The organism is Bradyrhizobium sp. JYMT SZCCT0428 (assembly GCF_018131075.1).
Lineage (GTDB): Bacteria > Pseudomonadota > Alphaproteobacteria > Rhizobiales > Xanthobacteraceae > Bradyrhizobium.
Map to the genome: position 1 here is coordinate 65465 of NZ_JAFCLS010000031.1, position 21089 is coordinate 86553.

General features: G+C 63.8%; 21 protein-coding genes and 1 other RNA gene. 11 read left to right on the forward strand and 11 right to left on the reverse strand.

The window, feature by feature from the left end:
- Positions 1-23: 23 nt before the first annotated feature.
- On the forward strand, positions 24-635 hold the full coding sequence (locus JQ575_RS28115; protein ID WP_212036460.1) for a DUF805 domain-containing protein: 612 nt from the start codon (positions 24-26) through the stop codon (positions 633-635).
- Entirely contained in the window at positions 628-1794 is a 1167-nt protein-coding gene (gene dapE / locus JQ575_RS28120; RefSeq protein WP_212036461.1) for a succinyl-diaminopimelate desuccinylase, read from the forward strand. The genes JQ575_RS28115 and dapE overlap by 8 nt, the downstream gene beginning before the upstream one ends.
- A 63-nt stretch (positions 1795-1857) precedes the next feature.
- Here dapE and truA read toward each other — a convergent pair whose 3' ends face one another.
- From truA to def, 3 genes are all read right to left on the reverse strand, one after another.
- Positions 1858-2595 (reverse strand): tRNA pseudouridine(38-40) synthase TruA, encoded by a 738-nt coding sequence (truA, locus tag JQ575_RS28125; RefSeq protein WP_212036462.1) that lies wholly within the window; start codon positions 2593-2595, stop codon positions 1858-1860.
- The gene (gene fmt / locus JQ575_RS28130; RefSeq protein ID WP_212036463.1) at positions 2595-3527 is read right to left on the reverse strand and encodes a methionyl-tRNA formyltransferase; all 933 of its coding nucleotides are present in this window, start codon (positions 3525-3527) and stop codon (positions 2595-2597) included. The genes truA and fmt overlap by 1 nt, the downstream gene beginning before the upstream one ends.
- A gap of 141 nt (positions 3528-3668) precedes the next feature.
- Entirely contained in the window at positions 3669-4196 is a 528-nt protein-coding gene (def, locus tag JQ575_RS28135; RefSeq protein ID WP_192739172.1) for a peptide deformylase, read from the reverse strand.
- Positions 4197-4367: 171 nt separating this feature from the next.
- Here def and JQ575_RS28140 point away from each other — a divergent pair, with 171 nt between their 5' ends.
- Together JQ575_RS28140 and JQ575_RS28145 are read left to right on the forward strand one after the other, a co-directional pair.
- Complete coding sequence (locus JQ575_RS28140; protein ID WP_212036464.1) at positions 4368-5576, forward strand: DNA recombination protein RmuC; 1209 nt, start codon at positions 4368-4370, stop codon at positions 5574-5576.
- Between the two features lie 127 nt (positions 5577-5703).
- Positions 5704-7065 carry an AmpG family muropeptide MFS transporter gene (locus tag JQ575_RS28145; protein ID WP_212036465.1) on the forward strand — a complete coding sequence of 454 codons (1362 nt, stop codon included), beginning with the start codon at positions 5704-5706 and terminating at the stop codon, positions 7063-7065.
- A 91-nt stretch (positions 7066-7156) separates the two neighbouring features.
- On the opposite strand, the gene JQ575_RS28150 is transcribed toward JQ575_RS28145, so the two are convergent.
- The 5 genes from JQ575_RS28150 to ffs all read right to left on the reverse strand — a co-directional run bounded on the left by JQ575_RS28150 (position 7157) and on the right by ffs (position 10638).
- Positions 7157-7600 carry a hypothetical protein gene (locus tag JQ575_RS28150; protein ID WP_212036466.1) on the reverse strand — a complete coding sequence of 148 codons (444 nt, stop codon included), beginning with the start codon at positions 7598-7600 and terminating at the stop codon, positions 7157-7159.
- A 26-nt stretch (positions 7601-7626) separates the two neighbouring features.
- Positions 7627-8232 carry a recombination mediator RecR gene (gene recR / locus JQ575_RS28155; protein ID WP_212036467.1) on the reverse strand — a complete coding sequence of 202 codons (606 nt, stop codon included), beginning with the start codon at positions 8230-8232 and terminating at the stop codon, positions 7627-7629.
- A gap of 18 nt (positions 8233-8250) precedes the next feature.
- Complete coding sequence (locus tag JQ575_RS28160) at positions 8251-8571, reverse strand: YbaB/EbfC family nucleoid-associated protein (RefSeq protein WP_192739178.1); 321 nt, start codon at positions 8569-8571, stop codon at positions 8251-8253.
- A gap of 23 nt (positions 8572-8594) precedes the next feature.
- On the reverse strand, positions 8595-10433 hold the full coding sequence (locus tag JQ575_RS28165) for a DNA polymerase III subunit gamma/tau (protein WP_212036468.1): 1839 nt from the start codon (positions 10431-10433) through the stop codon (positions 8595-8597).
- 108 nt (positions 10434-10541) lie between these two features.
- Positions 10542-10638, reverse strand: an RNA gene (gene ffs, locus JQ575_RS28170) — signal recognition particle sRNA small type.
- 194 nt (positions 10639-10832) lie between these two features.
- Between ffs and JQ575_RS28175 the strand changes: the two genes are divergently transcribed.
- From JQ575_RS28175 to JQ575_RS28200, 6 genes are all read left to right on the forward strand, one after another.
- Positions 10833-11252, forward strand: coding sequence for an HIT domain-containing protein (locus JQ575_RS28175; RefSeq protein ID WP_212036469.1), 420 nt, complete (start codon positions 10833-10835; stop codon positions 11250-11252).
- Between the two features lie 4 nt (positions 11253-11256).
- Positions 11257-12207, forward strand: a complete 951-nt coding sequence (gene nudC / locus JQ575_RS28180; protein ID WP_212036470.1) for an NAD(+) diphosphatase — start codon at positions 11257-11259, stop codon at positions 12205-12207.
- A gap of 87 nt (positions 12208-12294) precedes the next feature.
- Entirely contained in the window at positions 12295-13257 is a 963-nt protein-coding gene (locus JQ575_RS28185; RefSeq protein ID WP_212036492.1) for a sugar kinase, read from the forward strand.
- A 69-nt stretch (positions 13258-13326) separates the two neighbouring features.
- Positions 13327-13827, forward strand: coding sequence for an Lrp/AsnC family transcriptional regulator (locus JQ575_RS28190; protein WP_192739183.1), 501 nt, complete (start codon positions 13327-13329; stop codon positions 13825-13827).
- Positions 13828-13909: 82 nt separating this feature from the next.
- Positions 13910-14242 carry a hypothetical protein gene (locus JQ575_RS28195; protein ID WP_212036471.1) on the forward strand — a complete coding sequence of 111 codons (333 nt, stop codon included), beginning with the start codon at positions 13910-13912 and terminating at the stop codon, positions 14240-14242.
- 36 nt (positions 14243-14278) lie between these two features.
- Positions 14279-15745, forward strand: coding sequence for a methyl-accepting chemotaxis protein (locus JQ575_RS28200; RefSeq protein ID WP_212036472.1), 1467 nt, complete (start codon positions 14279-14281; stop codon positions 15743-15745).
- 153 nt (positions 15746-15898) lie between these two features.
- Here JQ575_RS28200 and JQ575_RS28205 read toward each other — a convergent pair whose 3' ends face one another.
- Together JQ575_RS28205 and JQ575_RS28210 are read right to left on the reverse strand one after the other, a co-directional pair.
- Positions 15899-17398 carry a phosphomannomutase/phosphoglucomutase gene (locus JQ575_RS28205; RefSeq protein ID WP_212036473.1) on the reverse strand — a complete coding sequence of 500 codons (1500 nt, stop codon included), beginning with the start codon at positions 17396-17398 and terminating at the stop codon, positions 15899-15901.
- Positions 17399-17621: 223 nt separating this feature from the next.
- Positions 17622-18134 (reverse strand): TIGR02281 family clan AA aspartic protease, encoded by a 513-nt coding sequence (locus JQ575_RS28210; protein ID WP_249166939.1) that lies wholly within the window; start codon positions 18132-18134, stop codon positions 17622-17624.
- A gap of 39 nt (positions 18135-18173) precedes the next feature.
- On the opposite strand from JQ575_RS28210, the gene JQ575_RS28215 reads away from it, so the two are divergent.
- Positions 18174-18371, forward strand: a complete 198-nt coding sequence (locus JQ575_RS28215; protein ID WP_212036474.1) for a hypothetical protein — start codon at positions 18174-18176, stop codon at positions 18369-18371.
- Between the two features lie 100 nt (positions 18372-18471).
- Here JQ575_RS28215 and hrpB read toward each other — a convergent pair whose 3' ends face one another.
- Positions 18472-20955: an ATP-dependent helicase HrpB gene (hrpB, locus tag JQ575_RS28220; protein ID WP_212036494.1), complete on the reverse strand. Its 2484-nt coding sequence runs from the start codon at positions 20953-20955 to the stop codon at positions 18472-18474.
- Positions 20956-21089 lie beyond the last annotated feature (134 nt).

The window sequence follows — 21089 nt, forward strand, 5'->3', positions numbered from 1 at the left end:
CTTGTTAGCCCGGAGTTACGCGCATGGATTACACTTGGTACCTGTTCCGCGTTGAGGGTCGCCTCAACCGCGCCAGATATTGGCAGGCGCTGCTGATCAGCATTTGCTGGATGATATTCCTTGCCATCCTGACGATAGGCGCCGTCCTCCTCCTTGGCGGTAGCGGACCTTTCAATTTCAGCCTCGGCATCGAGGAAATCCTCAAGCTATTCGATCCTGATTCCTATCGATCGCTGTCATGGGTCAACGCGCCATTCCTGTTTTTCCAGGCCGCAGGCTCGGTACTGATGCTGTGGGTGTTTTTCGCCACCTCGGTCAAGCGCTTGCACGATCGCGGCAGAAGCGGCTGGTGGATGTCCACGCTCGTGGTCTTTACCAGTCCCTTCGACCAGCTCACCGACTGGCTTCCCGACGTACTCGGCTTGTTGTTGGCCGTCTGCATTCTCGTTCTGTGGGTCTGGGGAATGATCGAGCTATTCTTCCTCAAGGGTACCACCGGCCCCAACCGGTTCGGCGCCGACCCGCTGGCGCCGGTCGATACGCGGCCCGCATGGGACCAGCAAAGCGAGATCGAAATGGTGCCGCACAAGGCTGGCCCGCCGCCGGTTTGGCGTGTTAAGCCGGGGTATGAATGATGCTGTTTCCATTACCCGCGACCTCGTCCGCTGCCCTTCCGTCACCCCGGCCGATGCCGGCGCGCTCGGTGTTCTCGAAAACCTCCTGAAGACCGCCGGCTTCGAGGTGCATCGCGTCACCTTTAGCGAGCCCGGCACAGCTGACATCGACAATCTCTATGCCCGCATCGGCGATAGTGCCCCGCACATCACCTTCGCCGGCCATACCGACGTGGTGCCCGCCGGCGATGAAACCGCATGGAGCCATGGCGCGTTCTCCGGCGACATCAAGGACGGCTTTCTCTACGGCCGCGGCGCGGTCGACATGAAGGGCGGCATCGCCTGCAGCGTCGCGGCGGTGCTGCAACATCTCGCTGACCATGACGGCAAGCCGCGGGAAGATGGCAAAGGATCGATCTCGTTCCTGATCACCGGCGACGAGGAAGACATTTCCGTCAACGGCACCATCAAGCTGCTGAAGTGGTGCGCCGATCGCGGCGAGAAATTCGACCATTGCGTGCTCGGCGAGCCCAGCAATGTCGAAGTGTTAGGCGATTGCATCAAGGTCGGCCGGCGCGGGTCGCAATCCGGCACGCTGTTCGTCGACGGCGTGCAGGGCCACGTCGCCTATCCGCATCGCGCGGCCAACCCGGTGCCGGATATTTCCCGGCTGATCGTGGCGCTCTCCGACGAGCCGCTCGACCAAGGCAGCGCCCAGTTCCAGGCCTCCAACCTCGAATTCACCTCCGTCGATGTCGGCAACACCGCCAGCAACGTCATCCCCGGACAGGCGCGCGCGAAATTCAACATTCGCTTCAACGACAATCACACGCAGGAGACGCTGCGGGCGCTGGTCGATGAGCGGCTGGCAAAAGCCTGCGGCAACCGCATCCGCGCGCACATCAAATGGGAGCCGTCGAACTCCAACGTGTTCGTGACAAAGCCCGGCACCTTCACTGATTTGGCCGTCAGCGCAATCGAAGAGGTGACGGGACGCAAGCCGGAACTGTCGACCTCCGGCGGCACTTCCGACGCGCGCTTCATCTCGAGCTATTGCCCGGTGATCGAATTCGGCCTGGTCGGCCAGACCATGCACCAGGTCGACGAACGCACACCGGTCTCGGATATCGAGAAGCTGACGAAGGTGTATCGCGGGATACTGGATCGGTACTTTGCGTGATGGCGGCTGTAGGCCGCCAGAAAAAACGCGAAAACAACCCCATGCAAAGAATGGCTGGGGGCCCTAGTAGTCCACTCGCACCAGATATAGCCCGTCCGGCGGCGCGACGGGGCCGCAGGCGGCGCGGTTGCGGGCGGCGAGGGCTGAGGCAAGATCGTCGGCGCTCCAGCGGCCTTCGCCGACCCAGACCAATGAGCCCACCATCGAGCGCACCTGGCTGTGCAGGAACGAGCGCGCCGAGGTCACGATGGCAACCGCGTCGCCGTCCCTGATGACGTCGAGCTGGTCGAGCGTCTTCTCCGGCGATTTCGCCTGGCACTCGGTGTCGCGGAACGTGGTGAAGTCATGCTTGCCGAGCAGCCGCTGCGCGGCGGTGTGCATCGCGTCGGTGTCGAGACGCCGCGGTACCCGCCAGGTGCGGCCGATATCGAGCGCGAGATTGGCGCGATGGTTGGTGATGCGATAGCGGTAATGCCGCTTCATGGCTGAAAATCGCGCCTCGAAATCGTCGGCCACGATCTCGGCGCTGAGCACGCCGATCGGATGCGGCCTTAAGTGCGCGTTCAGCCCGTCGCGCAAGCGCCCCGGCGGAAACGGTTTTTCGATATCGCAATGGGCGACCTGCCCCAGCGCGTGCACGCCGGCATCGGTGCGCCCCGCGCCGTGCACGCGAACCTGTTCGCCGCAGATCGCCTTGACCGCGGTTTCCAGCGCGCCCTGCACCGTCGGCGCGTTGTCCTGGATCTGCCAGCCGCTGAAGGGGCTGCCGTCATACTCGATGATGAGCTTGTAACGGGGCATCAGCCGAGCCGCGCCGGCGGCTTGAGCGGCGTGCCGCGCAAAAAGTCCGCGGCTTTCATCGGCGCCTTGCCCGCCCGCTGCAGTTCGAGAATTTTGATCGCACCGTCGCCGCAGGCGATCGTCAGATGCTCGTCAAGTACATCGCCCGGTGCGCCCGTACCCTTCGCCGGCTCACAACGCAGGATCTTGATGCGCGCCGCTTCGCCGTCGAGCGCGGCCTCGCACCAGGCGCCGGGAAACGGCGACAGCCCGTGGATATGCCGCAGCACCTCGCGCGCCGGCCGGCTCCATTCGATCCGCGCCTCGGCCTTCTCGATCTTGGCGGCGTAGGTGACGCCCTGCTCGCTTTGCTGGCGTAATTGCAGACCGCCGCGTTCCAGCCCGCCCATCGCGCGCACCATCAGATCGGCCCCCAATGGGGCCAGCGCGTCATGCAGATCGGCTGCCGTCATGGTGTCCGATATCGGCAGCCGCTCGGCCATCGCGACGTCGCCGGTATCGAGGCCGACATCCATCTTCATCACCATCACACCGGACTCGGCGTCGCCTGCCATGATGGCGCGGTTGATCGGGGCTGCGCCGCGCCAGCGCGGCAGCAGCGAGCCGTGCAGGTTGAAACAGCCAAGCGGCGGCGCATCCAGGATCGCCTGCGGCAGGATCATGCCATAGGCGACGACGACCGCGGCATCAGCGTTGTGCGCGCGAAACGCTTCGAGCGCTTCCGCCGTCTTCAAGGTCGTCGGCGTCAACACGGGAATACCGAGCCGCCGTGCTTCCTGCTCGACCGGCGTTACCTGCAGCTTCATGCCGCGCCCGGCCGGCTTCGGCGCGCGGGTGTAGACGGCTGCGATGTCATGGCCATGGGCCACAAGCTCCAGCAGCGTCGGCACCGCGAAATCGGGCGTGCCCATGAAGATCAAGCGGAGTGGCATGTGGTGACGATATCCCGAGACGATTTAATTCTACTCGTCATGGCCGGGCTTGTCCCGGCCATCCACGTCTTTGCTGTGGCGAGAAAGAAAGACGTGGATACCCGGCACAAGGCCGGGCATGACGGCGGAGCGAATTGCGAACTACTCCGCTGCCCTCTTCGCGGCCTTGGTAAACTTCTTCAGCACACGGTCACGCTTCAGCTTGGACAAGTAATCCACGAAAAGCACGCCGTTGAGGTGATCGATTTCGTGCTGGATGCAGGTGGCGAACAGGCCGTCGGCGTCCTCCTCATGCACCTTGCCGTCCAGGTCGGTAAAGCGCACACGCACCTGCGCCGGCCGTTCCACCGCCTCGTAATATTCGGGGATCGACAGGCAGCCTTCCTCGTAGACCGACAGTTCCTCGGACGAGGAGATGATCTCCGGATTGATAAAGACCCGCGGCTGCGGCTTGGTCTCGCCATCCTCGGTCTTCTTGGCGAGATCCATGGTGATCAGCCGCAGCGGCTGCGCGACCTGGATGGCGGCGAGGCCGATGCCGGGCGCGTCGTACATGGTCTCGAACATGTCGTCGGCGAGCTTGCGGATCTCCGCCGTCACCTTCTCGACGGGTTTGGAGACGAGCCGCAACTGTTTGTCCGGCAGGATGATGATTTCTCGGATTGCCATGATGGGGCGATTTAAGCTGCTGATTTGCCGCGGTCAATGCGCGTCGAAACCGGTTAAGGCGGCCTTAACCATGATTTTTAAGGCGGCGTTAACCACGAAAATTAAGAGGTCATTTACCATAAATGTTCCCTCTTCGTTCGCGATTACCGGCGAATCGGCTACAAGCAGGCCATGAACGAGATCCTTTTTATCGTCGGTGACCTGCCGATTCGGACCAGCGACGCGCTGATTGGCTTTGGCGTGCTGGCGCTAATCCTGTTGCTGACCATTGCCATCGTCATCGCCCGCTCCGGCCGCCGCGGCGCGGAACTCGCGATGGCGCAGGCGATCCGGGCCGACGAGCTCGAGGAACGCCTGAGCGAAATGCTGCGGGCGCAGAGCGAATCCACCGGCCGGGTCGATGCGATGGGACAGGCGCTGGCCGGCCGCCAGGCCGAGATGGCCCGCGCCGTCAATGAGCGGCTGGATTCGGTGACCCACCGGGTCGGCCAGTCGATGGAAGCGACCACGCGCAACACCATGGACAGTTTGCGTGCCCTGCATGAGCGGCTCGGCATCATCGACAATTCGCATAAAAATCTCACCGATCTGACTTCGCAGGTCACCACGCTGCGCGACGTGCTCGCCAACAAGCAATCACGCGGCGCCTTCGGCCAGGCGCGGATGGAGGCGATCGTCCAGGACGGCATGCCGAAAGGTGCTTACGAGTTCCAGTACACGCTCTCATCAGGCAAGCGGCCGGATTGCGTGGTGTTCCTGCCGGACCAGCGCCCGCTCTGCATCGATGCGAAATTTCCATTGGAAGCGATGACCGCGCTGCACGACGCCCGCACCGACGAGGAAAAGAAATACGCCACCCAGCGGCTGCGCGCCGACGTGATGAAACATGTCAGCGACATCGCCGAGAAATATTTGATCACCGGCGAGACGCAGGACACCGCGCTGATGTTCGTGCCGTCGGAATCGGTCTACGCCGAGATCCATGATGGTTTCGACGACGTGATCCAGAAAGCCTACCGCGCCCGCGTCGTGCTGGTGTCGCCGTCGCTGCTGATGCTCGCGATCCAGGTGATGCAGCAGATTTTGAAAGACGCGAGAATCCGCGATGCGGCCGACCAGATCCGCAACGAGGTGATGCATCTCGGCGACGATTTGACACGGCTGCGCGAACGCGTGGTGAAGCTGCAGAAACATTTTGGCGATGTGAACGAGGACGTGCGGCAAATCCTGATCTCCGCCGACAAGATCGAAAAGCGCGCCGGAAGGATCGAGGAGCTGGATTTCAGCAAGACCGAGGCGCCGGCAGAAGCCCCGCGCATCGTCAAATCAGGCGCGCCGGAGCTGTTTCCGTTGCAGCGCAAGCTGCAGGCGGGGGAGTGAGGGCGCGTAGGATGGGTAGAGCGTAGCGAAACCCATCGCCGCAAAGATGGTGGGTTTCGGTACGCTCTACCCACTCTACGAAGCCGGCGATGGCAGCAATTGACGCCGAATCTGCTAACACCTCATCATGAACGCACCTGAAGCCCCCTCGACATCGGCAACACCACCCCGCGCCTCCTGGCGCGAAGCGTGGGCCGTGTATCTGCAGCCGCGCGTGCTGATCGTGATGATGCTCGGCTTCTCGTCCGGGCTGCCGCTGGCGCTGTCGGGATCGACGCTATTGGTTTGGGTCAGCGAGAACGGCGTCAGTCTCGGCACCATCGGCCTGTTCACCCTGGTCGGCACGCCCTACACGCTCAAGTTCCTGTGGGCGCCGCTGGTGGATGGCCTTAACATTCCGCTGCTGACGCGGTGGCTCGGGCGGCGGCGCGGCTGGCTGGTCTTCACCCAACTGCTGCTGATGGCCGCGATCCTCGGACTGGCGCTGACCGATCCCGCGCGCTCGCCGTTCTTCGTGGCGCTCGGCGCCCTGCTGGTCGCCACGACGTCGGCAACGCAGGACATCGTGGTCGATGCTTTCAGGGTCGAAAGCCTTGCGGAGAACGAACAGGCCGCCGGTATGGCGTCCTATGTGGCGGCCTATCGCGTCGGCATGGTGGCGTCCACGGCCGGTGCGCTGTTTCTCGTCACCGGCTTCGAATATGTCGGGCTGAGCCGGCTCGATGCCTGGATGGCGAGTTTCGCTGTCATGGCGGCGCTGGTGCTGATCGGCATCGTCACGGTGCTGTGCGCGCGGGAGCCGGAGCAGTCCCGCATCGCTGACGCCGCGGCAGGCGGAAAGCCTTCGGTCAGCCGCATCGCCGAGGCAGCGATGGGCGCTTTCAGCGAGTTCCTGACCCAGCGCTTTGCCATCGTCGTGCTGGTGTTCGTGATGCTGTTCAAGTTCACCGACGCCTTCGCCGGCGCGATGACAGTGCCGTTCATCATCGACATCGGCTTTACCCGCAACGACTACGCCATCATCGTCAAGGGCGTCGGCCTGGCCGCGACCCTGATCGGCGGTTTCGCCGGTGGCTTCCTCGCGCGCGGCACCTCGCTGGTGACCTGCCTGTGGATCGGCGGCCTGCTGCAGGCGGTGTCCAACCTCACCTTCACCTGGCTGGCGCTGGTCGGGCCGCAGCAATGGGCGCTGACCGTCGCCGTCTCGGTGGAAGCGTTCACCGGCGCGATCGGCACGGTGATCTTCGTCGCCTATCTCTCCGCGCTGTGCAAGAACCCGCTGCACACCGCCACGCAATATGCGCTGCTCACCGCGCTGGCGTCAGTCGGCCGCATCTATCTGTCTTCCGGCTCGGGCTATGTGGCCGCGGCGATGGGCTGGCCACTGTTCTTCGTGGTCTCCGTACTGGTCGCGGTGCCGAGCCTGATCCTGCTGGTGTGGCTGCAGCGACGCGGGCATTTCGACGAACTGGGGCCGGTGAAGGTTTAATGCGTAGGATGGGTGGAGCGAACCGATACCCATCACAAACAGCGTCGATGGGTATCGCTTCGCTCCACCCATCCTACGATTTGCAGCACTTCTAATTCTTCGTCACGACGCTCCACTTGGTGATCACGGCTTCGCTCATTTGTCCGGCAGCCTCGGCACAGGCGACTTCATCGACCTTCACCGAAATTTCCTTGCCGACCTTGCCCTTCAACTGCGCGGCCTGCGCGTCGCTGGTGATGACGAGTTGGAAAGTCTCCGGTCCGGTCTCGAGGTTGCACAGACCGCTCGGTGGCGGCAGGCGACGCGGCTCGGACGTGATCTGGTAGGTCGAGATCTTGGCGCCACGCTTGCCGCCGCGCGTCTTCATGGCGTTGAGCTCGCCCGAGAGGATGTCTCCAACATTGATCAGCTTGCCTGCCTTGGCCGGTGCAGGTTCCTCCTGCTGAGCCGTCTGCGCGGAAGCAGCAGGCGCCGCAAACGCCGTGACCATTACCAACACAAAAGCCGAGCGTGTGGCGAATCGTCGTTTCGTCATTTCCGATAGTTCCATGATAAAGAGAATCAGAACAGGGTTCGCTGTCGCATCGCAGCCGATAGCGTACCTTCATCGAGATAATCAAGCTCGCCGCCGACAGGCACACCATGGGCCAGCCGCGTCACCTTGACATTGGCTTCCTGCAGCAGATCGGTGATGTAATGCGCCGTGGTCTGGCCATCAACCGTTGCATTCAGCGCCAGAATGATCTCGCTGACCTGCTGGTCATGCGCGCGCGCCACCAGCGCGTCGATGGTGAGATCCTGCGGGCCGACGCCATCGAGCGGCGACAGCGTGGCGCCCAGCACATGATAGCGGCCGTTGGTCGCATTGGCGCGCTCCAGTGCCCACAAATCCGCGACGTCGGCGACCACGACAATGGTGGTGGGATCGCGCCGCGGATCCGTACATACCGTGCAGGGATTTTGCGTATCGATATTGCCGCAGGTCTTGCAGACCTGGATCTTTTCTATCGCCACCTGCAGCGCGCCGGCGAGCGGCGTCATCAGCGCTTCGCGCTTCTTGATCAGATGCAGCGCCGCGCGCCGCGCCGAACGCGGCCCAAGCCCGGGCAGCCGCGCCAGCAGCTGGATCAGACGTTCGATTTCGGGGCCGGCAACCGCAGTAGCCATTTCAGGTGAGACCGAGCATTAGGTGAGACCAAGCCCTGGCGGCAGGCCGAGCCCGCCGGTCAGCGCCTGCATCTTTTCCTGCATCGCGGTTTCTGCCTTGCGCCGAGCGTCGTTATGCGCCGTCACCAGCAGGTCTTCGAGGATTTCGCGGTCTTCCGCCTTCATCAGCGACGGATCGATCTTGACGCCCTTCACTTCCATCTTCGCGGTCATGCGCACGGCAACCATGCCGCCGCCGGAAATTCCCTCGACTTCGACATTGCCGAGTTCTTCCTGCATCGCCTGCATCTTGGATTGCAGCTGCGCCGCCTGCTTCATCATGCCGAGAAAATCAGCCATGGTTGCGTCCTCTCAAGTATCGATCAATCGTCGTCGTTGTCCGAACGCTCGGCCGGGTCCTCACCGATCGCATCGGTTTCCGGCGGCTCGGCGGCAAGCTTGCGCACCTCGACGACCTTGGCGCCCGGGAACCGCGCCAGCACTTCCTGCACACGCGGATCGGCTTCCGCGGCCCGCGCATGTTCGTTCTTCGCATGCTCGTTCTGCGAACGAACCGTCGGCTGGCCGGTCTCGTTGGAGACGATCACGGTCCAGCGCCGGCCGGTCCATAGTTCCAGCTTGCGGGAGAGATCGCTGACCAGCGCCCGCGCCGCGTGGCGCTCGAGCGCGACTTCCAGCCGCCCATCCTCCAGGCGCACCAATCGCATGTCGGCCTCGAGTGCCGCCTTGATCAGCAGATCGCGCTTCTCACCGGCCAGCGCGACGAGCTGCGTAAAGCTGGTGATTCGCAAAGCGGGCGCGGACTGCGACTCCGGCGCTGGCGCCGCCATTTGCGGGCGCGCGGACGCCTCGGCGCGGGACCTTTGCGCCGTGGGCGCGCGCATCGGTGCTGACGACATGGAAGACACGGTCGAGGCCGGCGCCGCGCGCGAGGGCGCAGCACTTGCCGAAACGACCGGCGAGCCGCCGCCGTTTTGTTCAAGCATCCTGATCGCTTCGTCCGGCGTCGGCATGTCGGCGACATAGGCGATGCGCACCAGCACCATTTCGGCGGCCGCGGCCGGCCGCGTCGCGGTCTGCACCTCGGTGATGCCTTTCAGGAGCATCTGCCACATCCGCGACAGCACCCGCATCGACAATTTTGCCGCAAAATCGCGGGCACGCACGCGTTCGGTCTCGCCATAGGCGACGTTGTCGGCAGTCGCCGGCACGACTTTCACGCGGGTGACGAAATTGACGAATTCGGCGAGATCCGACAGCACCACCACGGGATCGGCGCCGACGTCGTACTGCTCGCGGAATTCCTTGAAGGCGCTGGCGATATCGCCGCGCGCCAGCGATTCGAACAGGTCGATGACGCGGGTGCGATCGGCAAGCCCGAGCATCTGTCGCACCGCGTCCGCGCGCACGGTGCCGGCCGCATGCGCGATCGCCTGATCGAACAGCGACAGCGAATCGCGCACCGAGCCTTCGGCGGCGCGCGCGATGATGCCGAGCGCCTCGGGCTCGACCTCAACGCCTTCCTTGGTCGCGATGTTGGACAGATGTCCCATCAGTACATCGGCCTCGACGCGGCGGAGGTCAAAACGCTGGCAGCGCGACAGCACCGTGACCGGCACTTTGCGGATTTCGGTGGTCGCGAACACGAATTTGGCGTGCTCCGGCGGCTCCTCCAGCGTCTTCAGGAACGCGTTGAAGGCGGCCGTCGACAGCATGTGGACTTCGTCGATGATGTAGACCTTGTAGCGCGCAGAGGCCGGTGCATAGCGCACGCTGTCATTGATCTGGCGGACATCGTCGACGCCGGTATGGGATGCGGCGTCCATTTCCAGCACGTCCATGTGCCGGCTTTCCATGATCGCCTGGCAGTGCACGCCGAGCGTGGGCATCTGGATCGCCGGTCCCTTCGCCGAGCCGTCAGCCATTTCGTAATTGAGCGCGCGGGCGAGAATCCGCGCCGTGGTGGTTTTGCCGACCCCGCGCACCCCGGTCAGGATCCAGGCCTGCGGGATTCGCCCCGTTTCGAACGCATTCGAAACGGTGCGGACCATGGCCTCCTGGCCGATCAGGTCCTCGAAGCTGGAGGGGCGGTATTTGCGCGCCAGAACCCGGTAGGGCTTTCCGGCCTCGGGCAGCCCACCGAGATCGAGGCCGCCTGCATTGGCTTCAGGCTTTTCTTGGGGAGCGCCAGCATCACTCATCGGTCGATCCGCAATTGATTGTCTCTCAAGGCCGGCTTGCGGAACGGGAGAGGAATCGAGCGCCAAAAGCGGCCTCGCCGCATTCAGCGCGATTCGCTCGAAAAACAGGTAGGAGACTGACGAGCGACCCGATCCGGACCTCGTTAGGGCTGCTTCCTTCCGGACCTGACCCGGTTGGCGAGTGGCTCGTCCACCGCCAATCTCCCGGTCCTTATTTGGGGCCAAAAGGGCCGGAAAGCAAGCGGGGTGAGCGGGGGTTTGCGGGACTTGTGCAGAAACGCGGAAAGGCTTTACTTGCCGTCATGCCCGGCCTTGTGCCGGGTATCCACGCCTTCCTCGGTTCCCAACCAGAAAGACGTGGATGGCCGGGACAAGCCCGGCCATGACGGGGAAATACGTATGTCCGACGCCGCCTGGTCGCTGCACTCCCAGCTTAAGAAAGACACCATCGATATCGGCGACCTGCCGCTGTGCCGGGTGCTGGTGATCAAGGACGCGCATTACCCCTGGCTGCTGCTGGTGCCGCGCCGCGAGGGGGCGGTGGAAATCATCGATCTCGACGAGGTAGCCCAGGCGCAGTTGATGACGGAAGTCTCGCGCGTCGCCCGTGCTCTCAAAGAGATCACCAAATGCGACAAGCTCAATATCGCGGCACTGGGCAATCTGGTGCCACAGCTCCATGTTCACGTCGTCGCGCGCCGCACCAGCGACGCCGCCTGGCCGCGGCCGGTCTGGGGCGTGATGCCGCCACTGGCGCATGACGCCGAGGAAGTCCAGAATTTCATCAGCGCGCTCCGCCGCAAGATTTGGCTAGGTTGAATTCATGTCAATTTTCGATTCGTTTCCGCTCGGCAAGCCGGCCTTCGTTACTCACATTCTCGACCGCGCCGCCCATCTGCGCGGCAATGACGAAAAACTGTTCGCGCTGGAAAGCCACCGCGACGCCGGCGCCTATGTGATCTACCGCGACTCGCTGGTGGTGCGGCAGGAGGCCGGAGGATCACGCGTCCTGCTCAGCGTCGACGAGGCCGTCAAATTGGGCGCCAATCCGGGCACGATCTTTCTGGGCCTGCGCGACGGTGCGCCTGTTTTCGGCATGGGGATCGCGGCGGCGGCGGTAGAAAGGCTGCTGACGCGCGACGACGTCGCGGTCACCGAACTGCGCGGCATGGTGATGCAGGGCGCGGTGCCGACCGAACAGCTCTCGGCGATCGCGACGGCGAAATCGATGGTGACCTGGCATCAGCGCCATGGCTATTGCGCCAATTGCGGCACCCGCACCGCGATGAAGGAGGGCGGCTGGAAGCGCGACTGCCCGAACTGCAAGGCCGAGCATTTTCCGCGCACCGATCCGGTCGTCATCATGCTGGTCACTCATGGCGACAGATGTCTGCTGGGACGGCAGAAGCAGTTTTTGCCGGGAATGTGGTCGTGCCTGGCGGGCTTCGTCGAGGTCGCCGAAACCATCGAGGACGCGGTCCGGCGCGAGATTTTCGAGGAATCCGGGATTCGCTGCACCGACGTGACCTATTACATGACGCAGCCATGGCCCTACCCGTCGTCGCTGATGATCGGATGCGCCGCACGCGCAACCTCGGACGAAATCGTGGTCGACAAGGCCGAGCTGGAGGATGCGCGCTGGTTCACTCGCGACGAAGTGGCCCTGATGCACAGCCGCACACACCCCGACGGCATGTTTGCCGCGCATCCGTTCGCGATCGCTCACCATTTGATCGGCCGCTGGGTGCATGGGGGTAGCGATTCGGGCGCATAGCGGGAACTCTCCGATGGACCAGATCATTACCCCCGGACTCTCTTCTGGGTTCCAGCACACGGAGGAACCCGCATGACGGATTCCGGCATGAATTTTCACGATAAAGCGCCAAAGATCCCGCCGCGCATCCTGTGCATCGGCATGCCGGTGCGCGACCTGACCTTTCATACGCCAGGTGTTCCCGGGCGCGGCTCCAAGGAGAACGCCACCGCATTCGACGAGATCTGCGGCGGCAACGCGCTCAATGGCGCGATCGGCATCGTCAGGCTCGGTGGCCGCGCCTCGATCTGCGGGCCGATGGGCGATGCCAAGGAAACATCGAGCCGCTTCATCTTCGATCAGATGGCGCATGAGGGCATTGAGACGAAACATCTCATCCACATGCCCGGCCTGGTGACCCCGATCTCGGCTGTGATGATCGATCCTTCCGGCGAGCGCACCATCGTGACTTTCCGCGATCCGGAGCTGTGGAAGGTCAAGTTGCCCGACTTCGACACGCTGCTGGACGATTGTGCCGCCATTCTCACCGAGAGCCGTTGCGCCGAATTCTGCACGGATCTATGCGCCGAGGCGCAACGGCGCGGCATCCCTGTGATCGTCGACGTCGACCGCGCGATGTCGCTGCGCGAGGGCTTGCTCAATGCATCCTCGCATCTGGTGTTCTCGAGCGAGCCGCTGCAGGAGACCGCTGATGTCGCCGACGACGCCCAGGCGCTGAAGAAGATCGCCAAGCTGACCAAGTCGTTCCTGGCGGGGACCCGCGGTGCGCGCGGCACGATCTGGCTCGACGAGAATCAGGAGATCCAGGAAACCCCGGCCTTCCCGATCCACACGGTGGACACCCTCGGCGCCGGCGACGTGTTCCACGGCGCCTTCGCGCTCGCGATCACCGAGGGGCAGGAATTGCGGCAGGCGCTTCGGTTTGCCTCGGCTGCCGCGGCCTTGAAATGCACCCGATTTGGCGGCGCCTTTGCTGCTCCGCAACGCATTGAAGTTGAAGAGCTTTTGAGGCAAGGCCAGAATACCAACCCAGCCTCGACCGGCCAATAAGATAGGCTTGCTATAGAAGAATTTTCTATATATGAGGAATGAAAGCCTCATTCATGGAACATTCTTCTCATGACCGACATTGCCGTCCAGCTTCACGAAGCCAATCGCCGCCTTGACGCCATTGACCGCAAAATCCTGACGGTGCTGCAGGAGGACGCCTCGCTGTCGGTAGCCGAGATCGGTGACCGGGTCGGGCTGTCCTCGACGCCATGCTGGAAGCGCATCCAGCGGTTAGAGGCCGACGGGGTGATCCTGCGCCGGGTTGCCCTTGTGGATCAGAACAAGATCGGGCTCGGCATCTCCGTGTTCGTCTCGGTCGAGAGTTCGGACCATTCCGAGGCCTGGCTGAAGACCTTCGCCAGTGCCGTCAGCGCCATGCCCGAGGTGATGGAATTTTACCGGATGGCGGGCGACGTCGACTACATGCTGCGCGTGGTGGTCGCCGACATGGCAAGCTATGACGTGTTCTACAAGAAGCTGATCAGCGCCGTGCCGCTGAAGAACGTCACCTCGCGCTTTGCGATGGAGAAGATCAAGTCGGTCACCGCACTGCCGGTGCCGGCGGCGTAACCGCCGGACATCATTGCACCCCTAACGCTACCTGAGGCTGAAGGTTTACGCGCCGTTAGCTTCGTCACGATATTGTTTTGTGATGGAGCGGGGGGAAATCACTCCAACGACCCGACGGCCTGTCTGGCTGAACGCTGCCGCGCTGCTGATCGCGAGCTGGATCGGAATCGCAGCACTGTCGTTGCAGGTCAGGACCGGCACCGAGGTCGTAGCGGTGGCTTTCCCGCCATGGTGGAGCGACCAGCAAGCCTTCCTTGCTACCGCGTCCGCCAACGCCGCCATCGTCAGGACGACCGCCGTTCCGGCCCTTCTGATCGTGCGACCGGACGACAATGACGGGCTGACGCAGCTGCGCAAAGCCGGCGCCTGGCTAACCATGGACCCGCAAGCGATCGCGGCCTGCTTCACGAAATAAACGCGTACTTCACGACCTACAATTTGGGAGCTGGGAATGACCTTCGAAAGCGAAGACCTGGTAATCCTGCGCGAAACCGCCAGCAAGATATTGCTCGCGGTGCTCTGGCTGCATGTTCCGATCGCTCTCGTCATCGGCATGGCGCGCGACGCCGACTGGCTGGTGCCGGCCGCATTCATGGCCACAATGGCGCTGGCCGCGACCGTGTCGTGGCGCATGTCGGGGAACGGACTTTCCACCCGCCTGATCGTTGCGGTCGCGTTGATGGCCGATGTCGCCATGTTTGTCTTCCAGCTCGCGGGACATCGCTGGCAGGTCGACATGCACATGTACTTCTTCGCAGCATTAGCCTGTCTGGTCGCCTATTGCGACTACCGGCCGATCGTCCTCGGTACGGTGGCTGTCGCGCTGCACCACCTGACGCTGAACTTCCTGCTGCCGGCCGCGGTCTATCCCGGCGGCTCCGACTTTGGCCGCGTCGTTCTCCACGCCGTCATCCTCCTTATCGAGGCAGGCGTGTTGATCTGGCTCACGACCACGGTCACCCATTTGTTCGAAATGGCGGCACGGAAGACCGCGGAGGCCGATGCGGCAAGCGCTGCCGAAGCGCGCGCTACTGCCGACCGCAACATGGCCGAGCAGGCCAAGCGCGACCGCGATGCCGCAAGGCGCGAACTCTCCGCCGGCTTCGAGCGCAGGATCAGTGGCGTCGTCGAGGCCGTCGCCGTGGCAGCCAGCGAGATGCAGGGCCTGTCGGCTTCGATGGGCGAAAGCAACGCCGAAACCACGCGGCAGACCGCCACGGTCGCCGCCGCATCGACGCAGGCCTCGGCGAACGTGGAAACCGTGGCGGCGGCGACCGAAGAGCTCGCGGCTTCGATCAACAGCATTGCCCAGCAGGTGACGCGCTCCGCCGAGATCGCCAACAAGGCCGCCGAAGAGGCGCGTCGCACCAACGCCGTGGTCGAGGGACTGGCCGCCGGCACCCAGAAGATCGGCGAAGTGGTGACGCTGATCCAGAGCATCGCCAGCCAGACCAATCTGCTGGCGCTGAACGCCACGATCGAAGCCGCCCGCGCCGGCGAACATGGCAGGGGATTTGCGGTGGTGGCGAGCGAAGTCAAGGCGCTGGCCAATCAGACCGCGAACGCGACGGAGGAAATTTCCGCGCAGATTCAAGCCATCCAGACCGCCACCGGCGAGGCCGTCAACGCCATCCAGGTGATCAGCGGCACCATCGCCGAGATCGACGAGATCTCAAGCGGGATAGCGGCCGCCGTCGATCAGCAGGGCGCCGCGACGCGCGAGATCGCCGGTAACGTGCAGCAGGCCGCGAACAGCACAAGGGATGTCAACGACAGCATCCTCAGCGTCAGCCGGGCTTCCGATGAAGCCGGCCGCGGGACGGAACGGTTGCTCGATGCCGCGAATGGCCTGTCGTCGCAATCGGACCGGCTGAAATCCGAGGTCGACAGCTTCCTCGGCTCGCTTCACGCGGCGTAGGCGCCACGTACACAAATGTCATACGCGGGCATAGCCGTCTGAAGGACGGCGTCGCTTCCGCTCGCGTATGACCCGCGTATCCATCAATCCTCTCAGAAAACTTTCGCGAAGAGGATGGATTGCCGGGTCAAGCCCGGCAATGACAAGTCAATTTCAAATCTTCTGATTGTACTCGCCGACTTCGGGATGGGTGCGCAGCACCACATTCATCGCCTCGAACATGTCGTGCATCCGCTGCTCCGCAACGGGGCTCTCGACCACCACCACCAGCTCCGGCTTGTTGGAAGACGCCCGCACCAGGCCCCAGCTGCCATCTTCGACGGTGACACGCACGCCATTGACGGTGACAAGATCGCGGATCTTCTGGCCTGCGACCTTCTCGCCCTTGTTCTGCAGCGCCTCGAAATGCTTCACCACGGCGTCGACGACGCCGTATTTGGTCTCGTCGGCGCAATGCGGCGACATCGTCGGCGACGACCAGGTTTTCGGCAGCGCGTCCTTCAGGTCCGCCATCGACTTGCCGGTGGCGCGGTCGAGCATCTCGCAGATCGCGATCGCCGAGACCAGGCCGTCGTCATAGCCGCGGCCGAACGGCTTGTTGAAGAAAAAATGCCCGGACTTTTCGAAGCCTGCCAGCGCGCCCAGCTCGTTGGTGCGGCGCTTCATGTAGGAATGGCCGGTCTTCCAATACTCGGTCTTGGCGCCCTGCTTCTGCAGCACGGGATCGGTGACGAAAAGTCCGGTCGACTTCACGTCGACCACGAACAGCGCATCCTTGTGGATCGCCGACATGTCGCGCGCCAGCATCACGCCGACCTTGTCGGCAAAGATCTCCTCGCCGGTGTTGTCGACCACGCCGCAACGGTCGCCGTCGCCGTCGAAGCCGAGACCGACATCGGCCTTGTGCTTCAGCACTTCGTCGCGGATCGCGTGCAGCATCTCCATGTCTTCGGGGTTCGGATTGTATTTCGGAAAGGTGTGATCAAGCTCGGTATCGAGCGGGATCACCTCGCAGCCGATCGCTTCCATCACCTGCGGCGCGAACGCGCCCGCAGTGCCGTTGCCGCAGGCGACCACGACTTTCAGCTTGCGCTTCAGCTTCGGGCGCTGGGTCAGGTCGGCGATGTAGCGCGCCGGAAAATTCTCGTGGAATTGATAGGAGCCCCCGGCCTTGTTCTTGAAATCGGCGTTGAGCACGATTTCCTTCAGCCGCGTCATCTCGTCGGGGCCGAAGGTCAGCGGCCGGTTGGCGCCCATCTTGACACCGGTCCAGCCATTGTCGTTATGCGATGCGGTGACCATGGCGACGCAGGGCACGTCGAGGTCGAACTGCGCGAAATAGGCCATCGGCGTCACCGCGAGCCCGATGTCGTGCACCTTGCAGCCCGCCGCCATCAGGCCCGAAATCAGCGCGTATTTGATCGAGGCCGAATAGCCGCGGAAATCGTGCCCGGTCACGATTTCCTGCTTGACGCCGCGTTCCGCGATCAGCGCGCCGAGCCCCATGCCCAGCGCCTGAATGCCCATCAGGTTGATTTCCTTGCCGAACAGCCAGCGCGCGTCATATTCGCGAAAACCCGTCGCCTTCACCATCGGCTCGGATTCATAGGCATAGGTATTCGGAACCAGCACGGATTTCGGCTTCGGAAACATGGGGGATGGCCTCTTGAGACATAGAAGGGCTGCGCCGCAGGCTTAGCGAAAGCCTGACTGCAGCGGAAGGCGGGATTAGCGGCTTTTGGCGATTAATTGCGGCGGATTTGAAGGCAGAACTGCCTAGAGCTTCAGCTCTGATTGCATCAGGACTGAAGCTCTAAATTCCTGTTTTGACGCGTTTTCTTCACGCGAACCGGCATCCACTTCGCTCGAAAACGCTCTATTGCTCCAGCACCAGTCGGCCATTGGCGTATTCGAAGCGCTTCAGCTTCGACAGGAACGACAGGCCAAGGAGATTTTCCGAAAGGGCTTCGTCGGGCAGCACCATGGCGTCGACGTCGCGCACCACAATCCCGCCGAGGTCAATCATGGCAATCCGCGCGCGCGCAGCCTTGATGGTGCCGTTGGCGGTGGTGACGGTGGCATTGTAATCGCCGCGCGAGGGGCGCAGGCCGAACCGCGCCGCGGACTTCTCGTTCAGCGCCACCAGCGAAGCGCCGGTGTCGACCATGAAATCGACGCGCTGACCGTCGATCCGGCCATCGGTCTGGAAATGCCCGCGTGCGTCTCTGGGAATGCTGAGGCTGCGGCCGCTGGCCTGCGCGACTGTTGCTGCGGCCTGCGCTTTTGGCGGAGCAGTATTGGCGAGCGCCGGCGTAAACTTATCCGCCATCTGGGCCATGAAGCTGCCGAGGGCAACCAGGACGGCGGCAAGAATCATCAGGTTACGCATGACGCCACACTCGATACGCTACATTTGGGACTTTTGGTTTTGACGCGTTTTCTTCACGCGAACCGGGAGTCCACTTCCATCGAAAACGCTTTTGCCGCCGATAACACCACGGCGCCGGCCAAGCCGCGACTAACAACGCCGGCCGAGGCTGCCATTTTGACGAAAAGGATGAGCGAAGCGTTAACGCCCAAGGCTGTTATGCGCGGGCTCGACCCGCGCATCCATCAATCTTCGTAAAATGCTCTTCATTAAAGGATGGATTGCCGGGGGCGCAGACAAGTTTACGTAGTCTGCGCAAGGCAGCCTACTATGCCCGGCAATGACAAGCCTATGGGGTTCACGTGCCGCGCGGTTTGACCCGCCGCGTCGGCAAGGCATTGGCCGGGTCTTCCGGCCAGGGATGCCGGGGATAGCGGCCGCGCAGGTCGGAACGCACAGCTGCGTAACTGCCGCGCCAGAACCCGGGCAAATCGCGCGTCACCTGCACCGGCCGCTGCGCCGGCGACAGCAGCTCCAGCACCAGCGGCACCGCGCCCTTGGCGATCGAGGGATGGCTGTTGAGCCCGAACAATTCCTGCAGCCGCACCGCAATCGTCGGCCCCTGCTCGGCTTCATAATCGATCGCCAGCATGGTGCCGGTCGGCGCCTCGAAATGGGTCGGCGCCTCGCGCTCCAGCCGCGCGCGCAAATCCCACGGCAATAGCGACATCAGCGCGTCCGAGAGATCGCCTGGTGACAACTCCTTCAGCGAAGTCTTGTCGTAGAGAACGGGCTCCAGCCACGCCTCGCTTGTGGCAGCGAGCGCGTCGTCGGACAGATCAGGCCAGCTTTCGCCTTCCGCCTTGCGCAGGAACATGACGCGGTCGCGCCATTGCTTCAGCGATTTCGACCACGGCAATTTGTCGAGCCCCGCCGCGACCAATCCGGCCGCAAATGTTTTTGCGGTTTCCGCCGAGGGCTGCAGCGCCATCGGCGCTTCCGACAGCGTGATGGCGTGCAGGCTGCGCTTGCGCCGGGCACGGAGCGCCATCGCGCCACGATCGAACGTGATCTCCTCGGCGTTCTCGATCTGGTCGGCGAAGCGCAGTTCGATCTCTTCCTGCGCGATCGGCGCCGCCAAGAGAATGCGGCCCTGCGCGGCGGTGCCGGTCAGTTCGGCGACCGCGATATAGGGCGCGCGCGCCAGCGACGAGGTCTGTTCCACGGCCGCCCCCCTGCCGTTGGCGAGCACAAAACTGCCGTTTCCCCGGTTGCGCGCGACCCGATCGGGGAAGGCAAAGGCCAGCATGACGCCGGTGCTCAGATCGCCGTCCGCTTGCGCGGACGAAGCCGGCGCTTCGGCGGCAACCTGCGAGGCCCAGCGCTGCGCCAGACTGCGCGCGCTGGAGGCGCGGGTCGAACGGTCGCGGCGGAATTGATCCAGCCGGTAATCGAGATCGATGCTGTCGCCACCGAGGCCGCGCTCGGTCAGAACAGTGGCGATTTCGGCGGCCTCCGCGCCCGTGCCGGCGCGATGCGAATCCACGATCATGCGCGCCAGCCGCGGCGGCAGCGCCAGCGCACGCAGGCTCTTGCCCTCAGCGGTGATCCGGCCGTCGCCATCGAGCGCGCCGAGTTCGGAAAGAAGACTGTTGGCCTCCTTCAAAGCAGGCGCCGGCGGTGGATCGAGGAATGCCAATGTCGCGGGATCGCGCACGCCCCATTGCGCGAGGTCGAGCACCAGCGAGGACAGATCGGCCGAGAGAATTTCGGGCTGCGTGTAGGCGGCGAGCGATGCGGTCTGCGGCTCGTCCCACAGCCGGTAACAGACGCCGGGCTCGGTGCGGCCGGCGCGGCCGCGGCGCTGATCGACCGCCGCGCGCGAGGCACGCACGGTTTCCAGCCGGGTCAGGCCGATATCCGGCTCATAGCGCGGCACCCGCGCCATGCCGGAATCGACGACAATCCGAACGCCTTCAATGGTCAGCGACGTCTCGGCAATCGAGGTGGCCAGCACCACCTTGCGCTGCCCCTTGGGCGCCGGCTGAATCGCGCGATCCTGCACCGCGGCATCGAGCGCCCCGTACAGCGGCACGATCTCGACGCTGGCATCATGGACCCGTTCGCCGAGAAAATTCTGCGTGCGGCGGATTTCGGCGGCGCCCGGTAGGAACGCCAGTACCGAACCGGGATCGGCGCGCAGCGCGGTTGCGATCGCATCCGCCATCTGCCGCTCCAGCGGCGCGTCGGACTTGCGGCCAAGATAGCGCGTCTCCACCGGAAAGGCGCGGCCCTCGCTGGCGACCACCGGGGCGTCGCCCAAAAGTTTGCCGACCCGCGCACCGTCGAGCGTCGCCGACATCACGAGAATGCGCAAATCCTCGCGCAGACCGGTCTGCGCATCGCGCGCCAGCGCCAGACCGAGATCAGCGTCGAGCGATCGTTCGTGGAATTCGTCGAACAGCACAGCGGCAACACCGCTCAGTTCGGGATCATCGAGAATCTGGCGCGAAAAAATCCCCTCGGTGACGACCTCGATCCGGGTCGCGCGCGATATCTTGGAGCCGAAGCGAACGCGATAACCGACGGTCTCGCCGGCGCGCTCGCCGAGCGTCTTGGCCATCCGCTCCGCACTGGCGCGCGCCGCGATCCGCCGCGGCTCCAGCATGATGATCTTCTTGCCCTTGAGCCAGGGCGCGTCCAGCAGCGCCAGCGGCACCCGCGTCGTCTTGCCGGCGCCGGGCGGAGCCACCAGCACCGCGGCGTTGTGCCTTTCGAGCGTGCGCGTCAGCTCGGGGAGAGCCGCGTCGATCGGAAGTGGCGTGTCGAAGGTCAGGGGCAAGTTTTTCACTCATTCGTCATGCCCGGCCTTGCCGCCTTCGCTAAAGCTTCGGCGGGCCAACCATTCGTGGCCACGTCGAAGCTTTAGCGGAGACGGGTGCCGGGCATCCACGTCTTTCTTTCTCGAACGGTCAG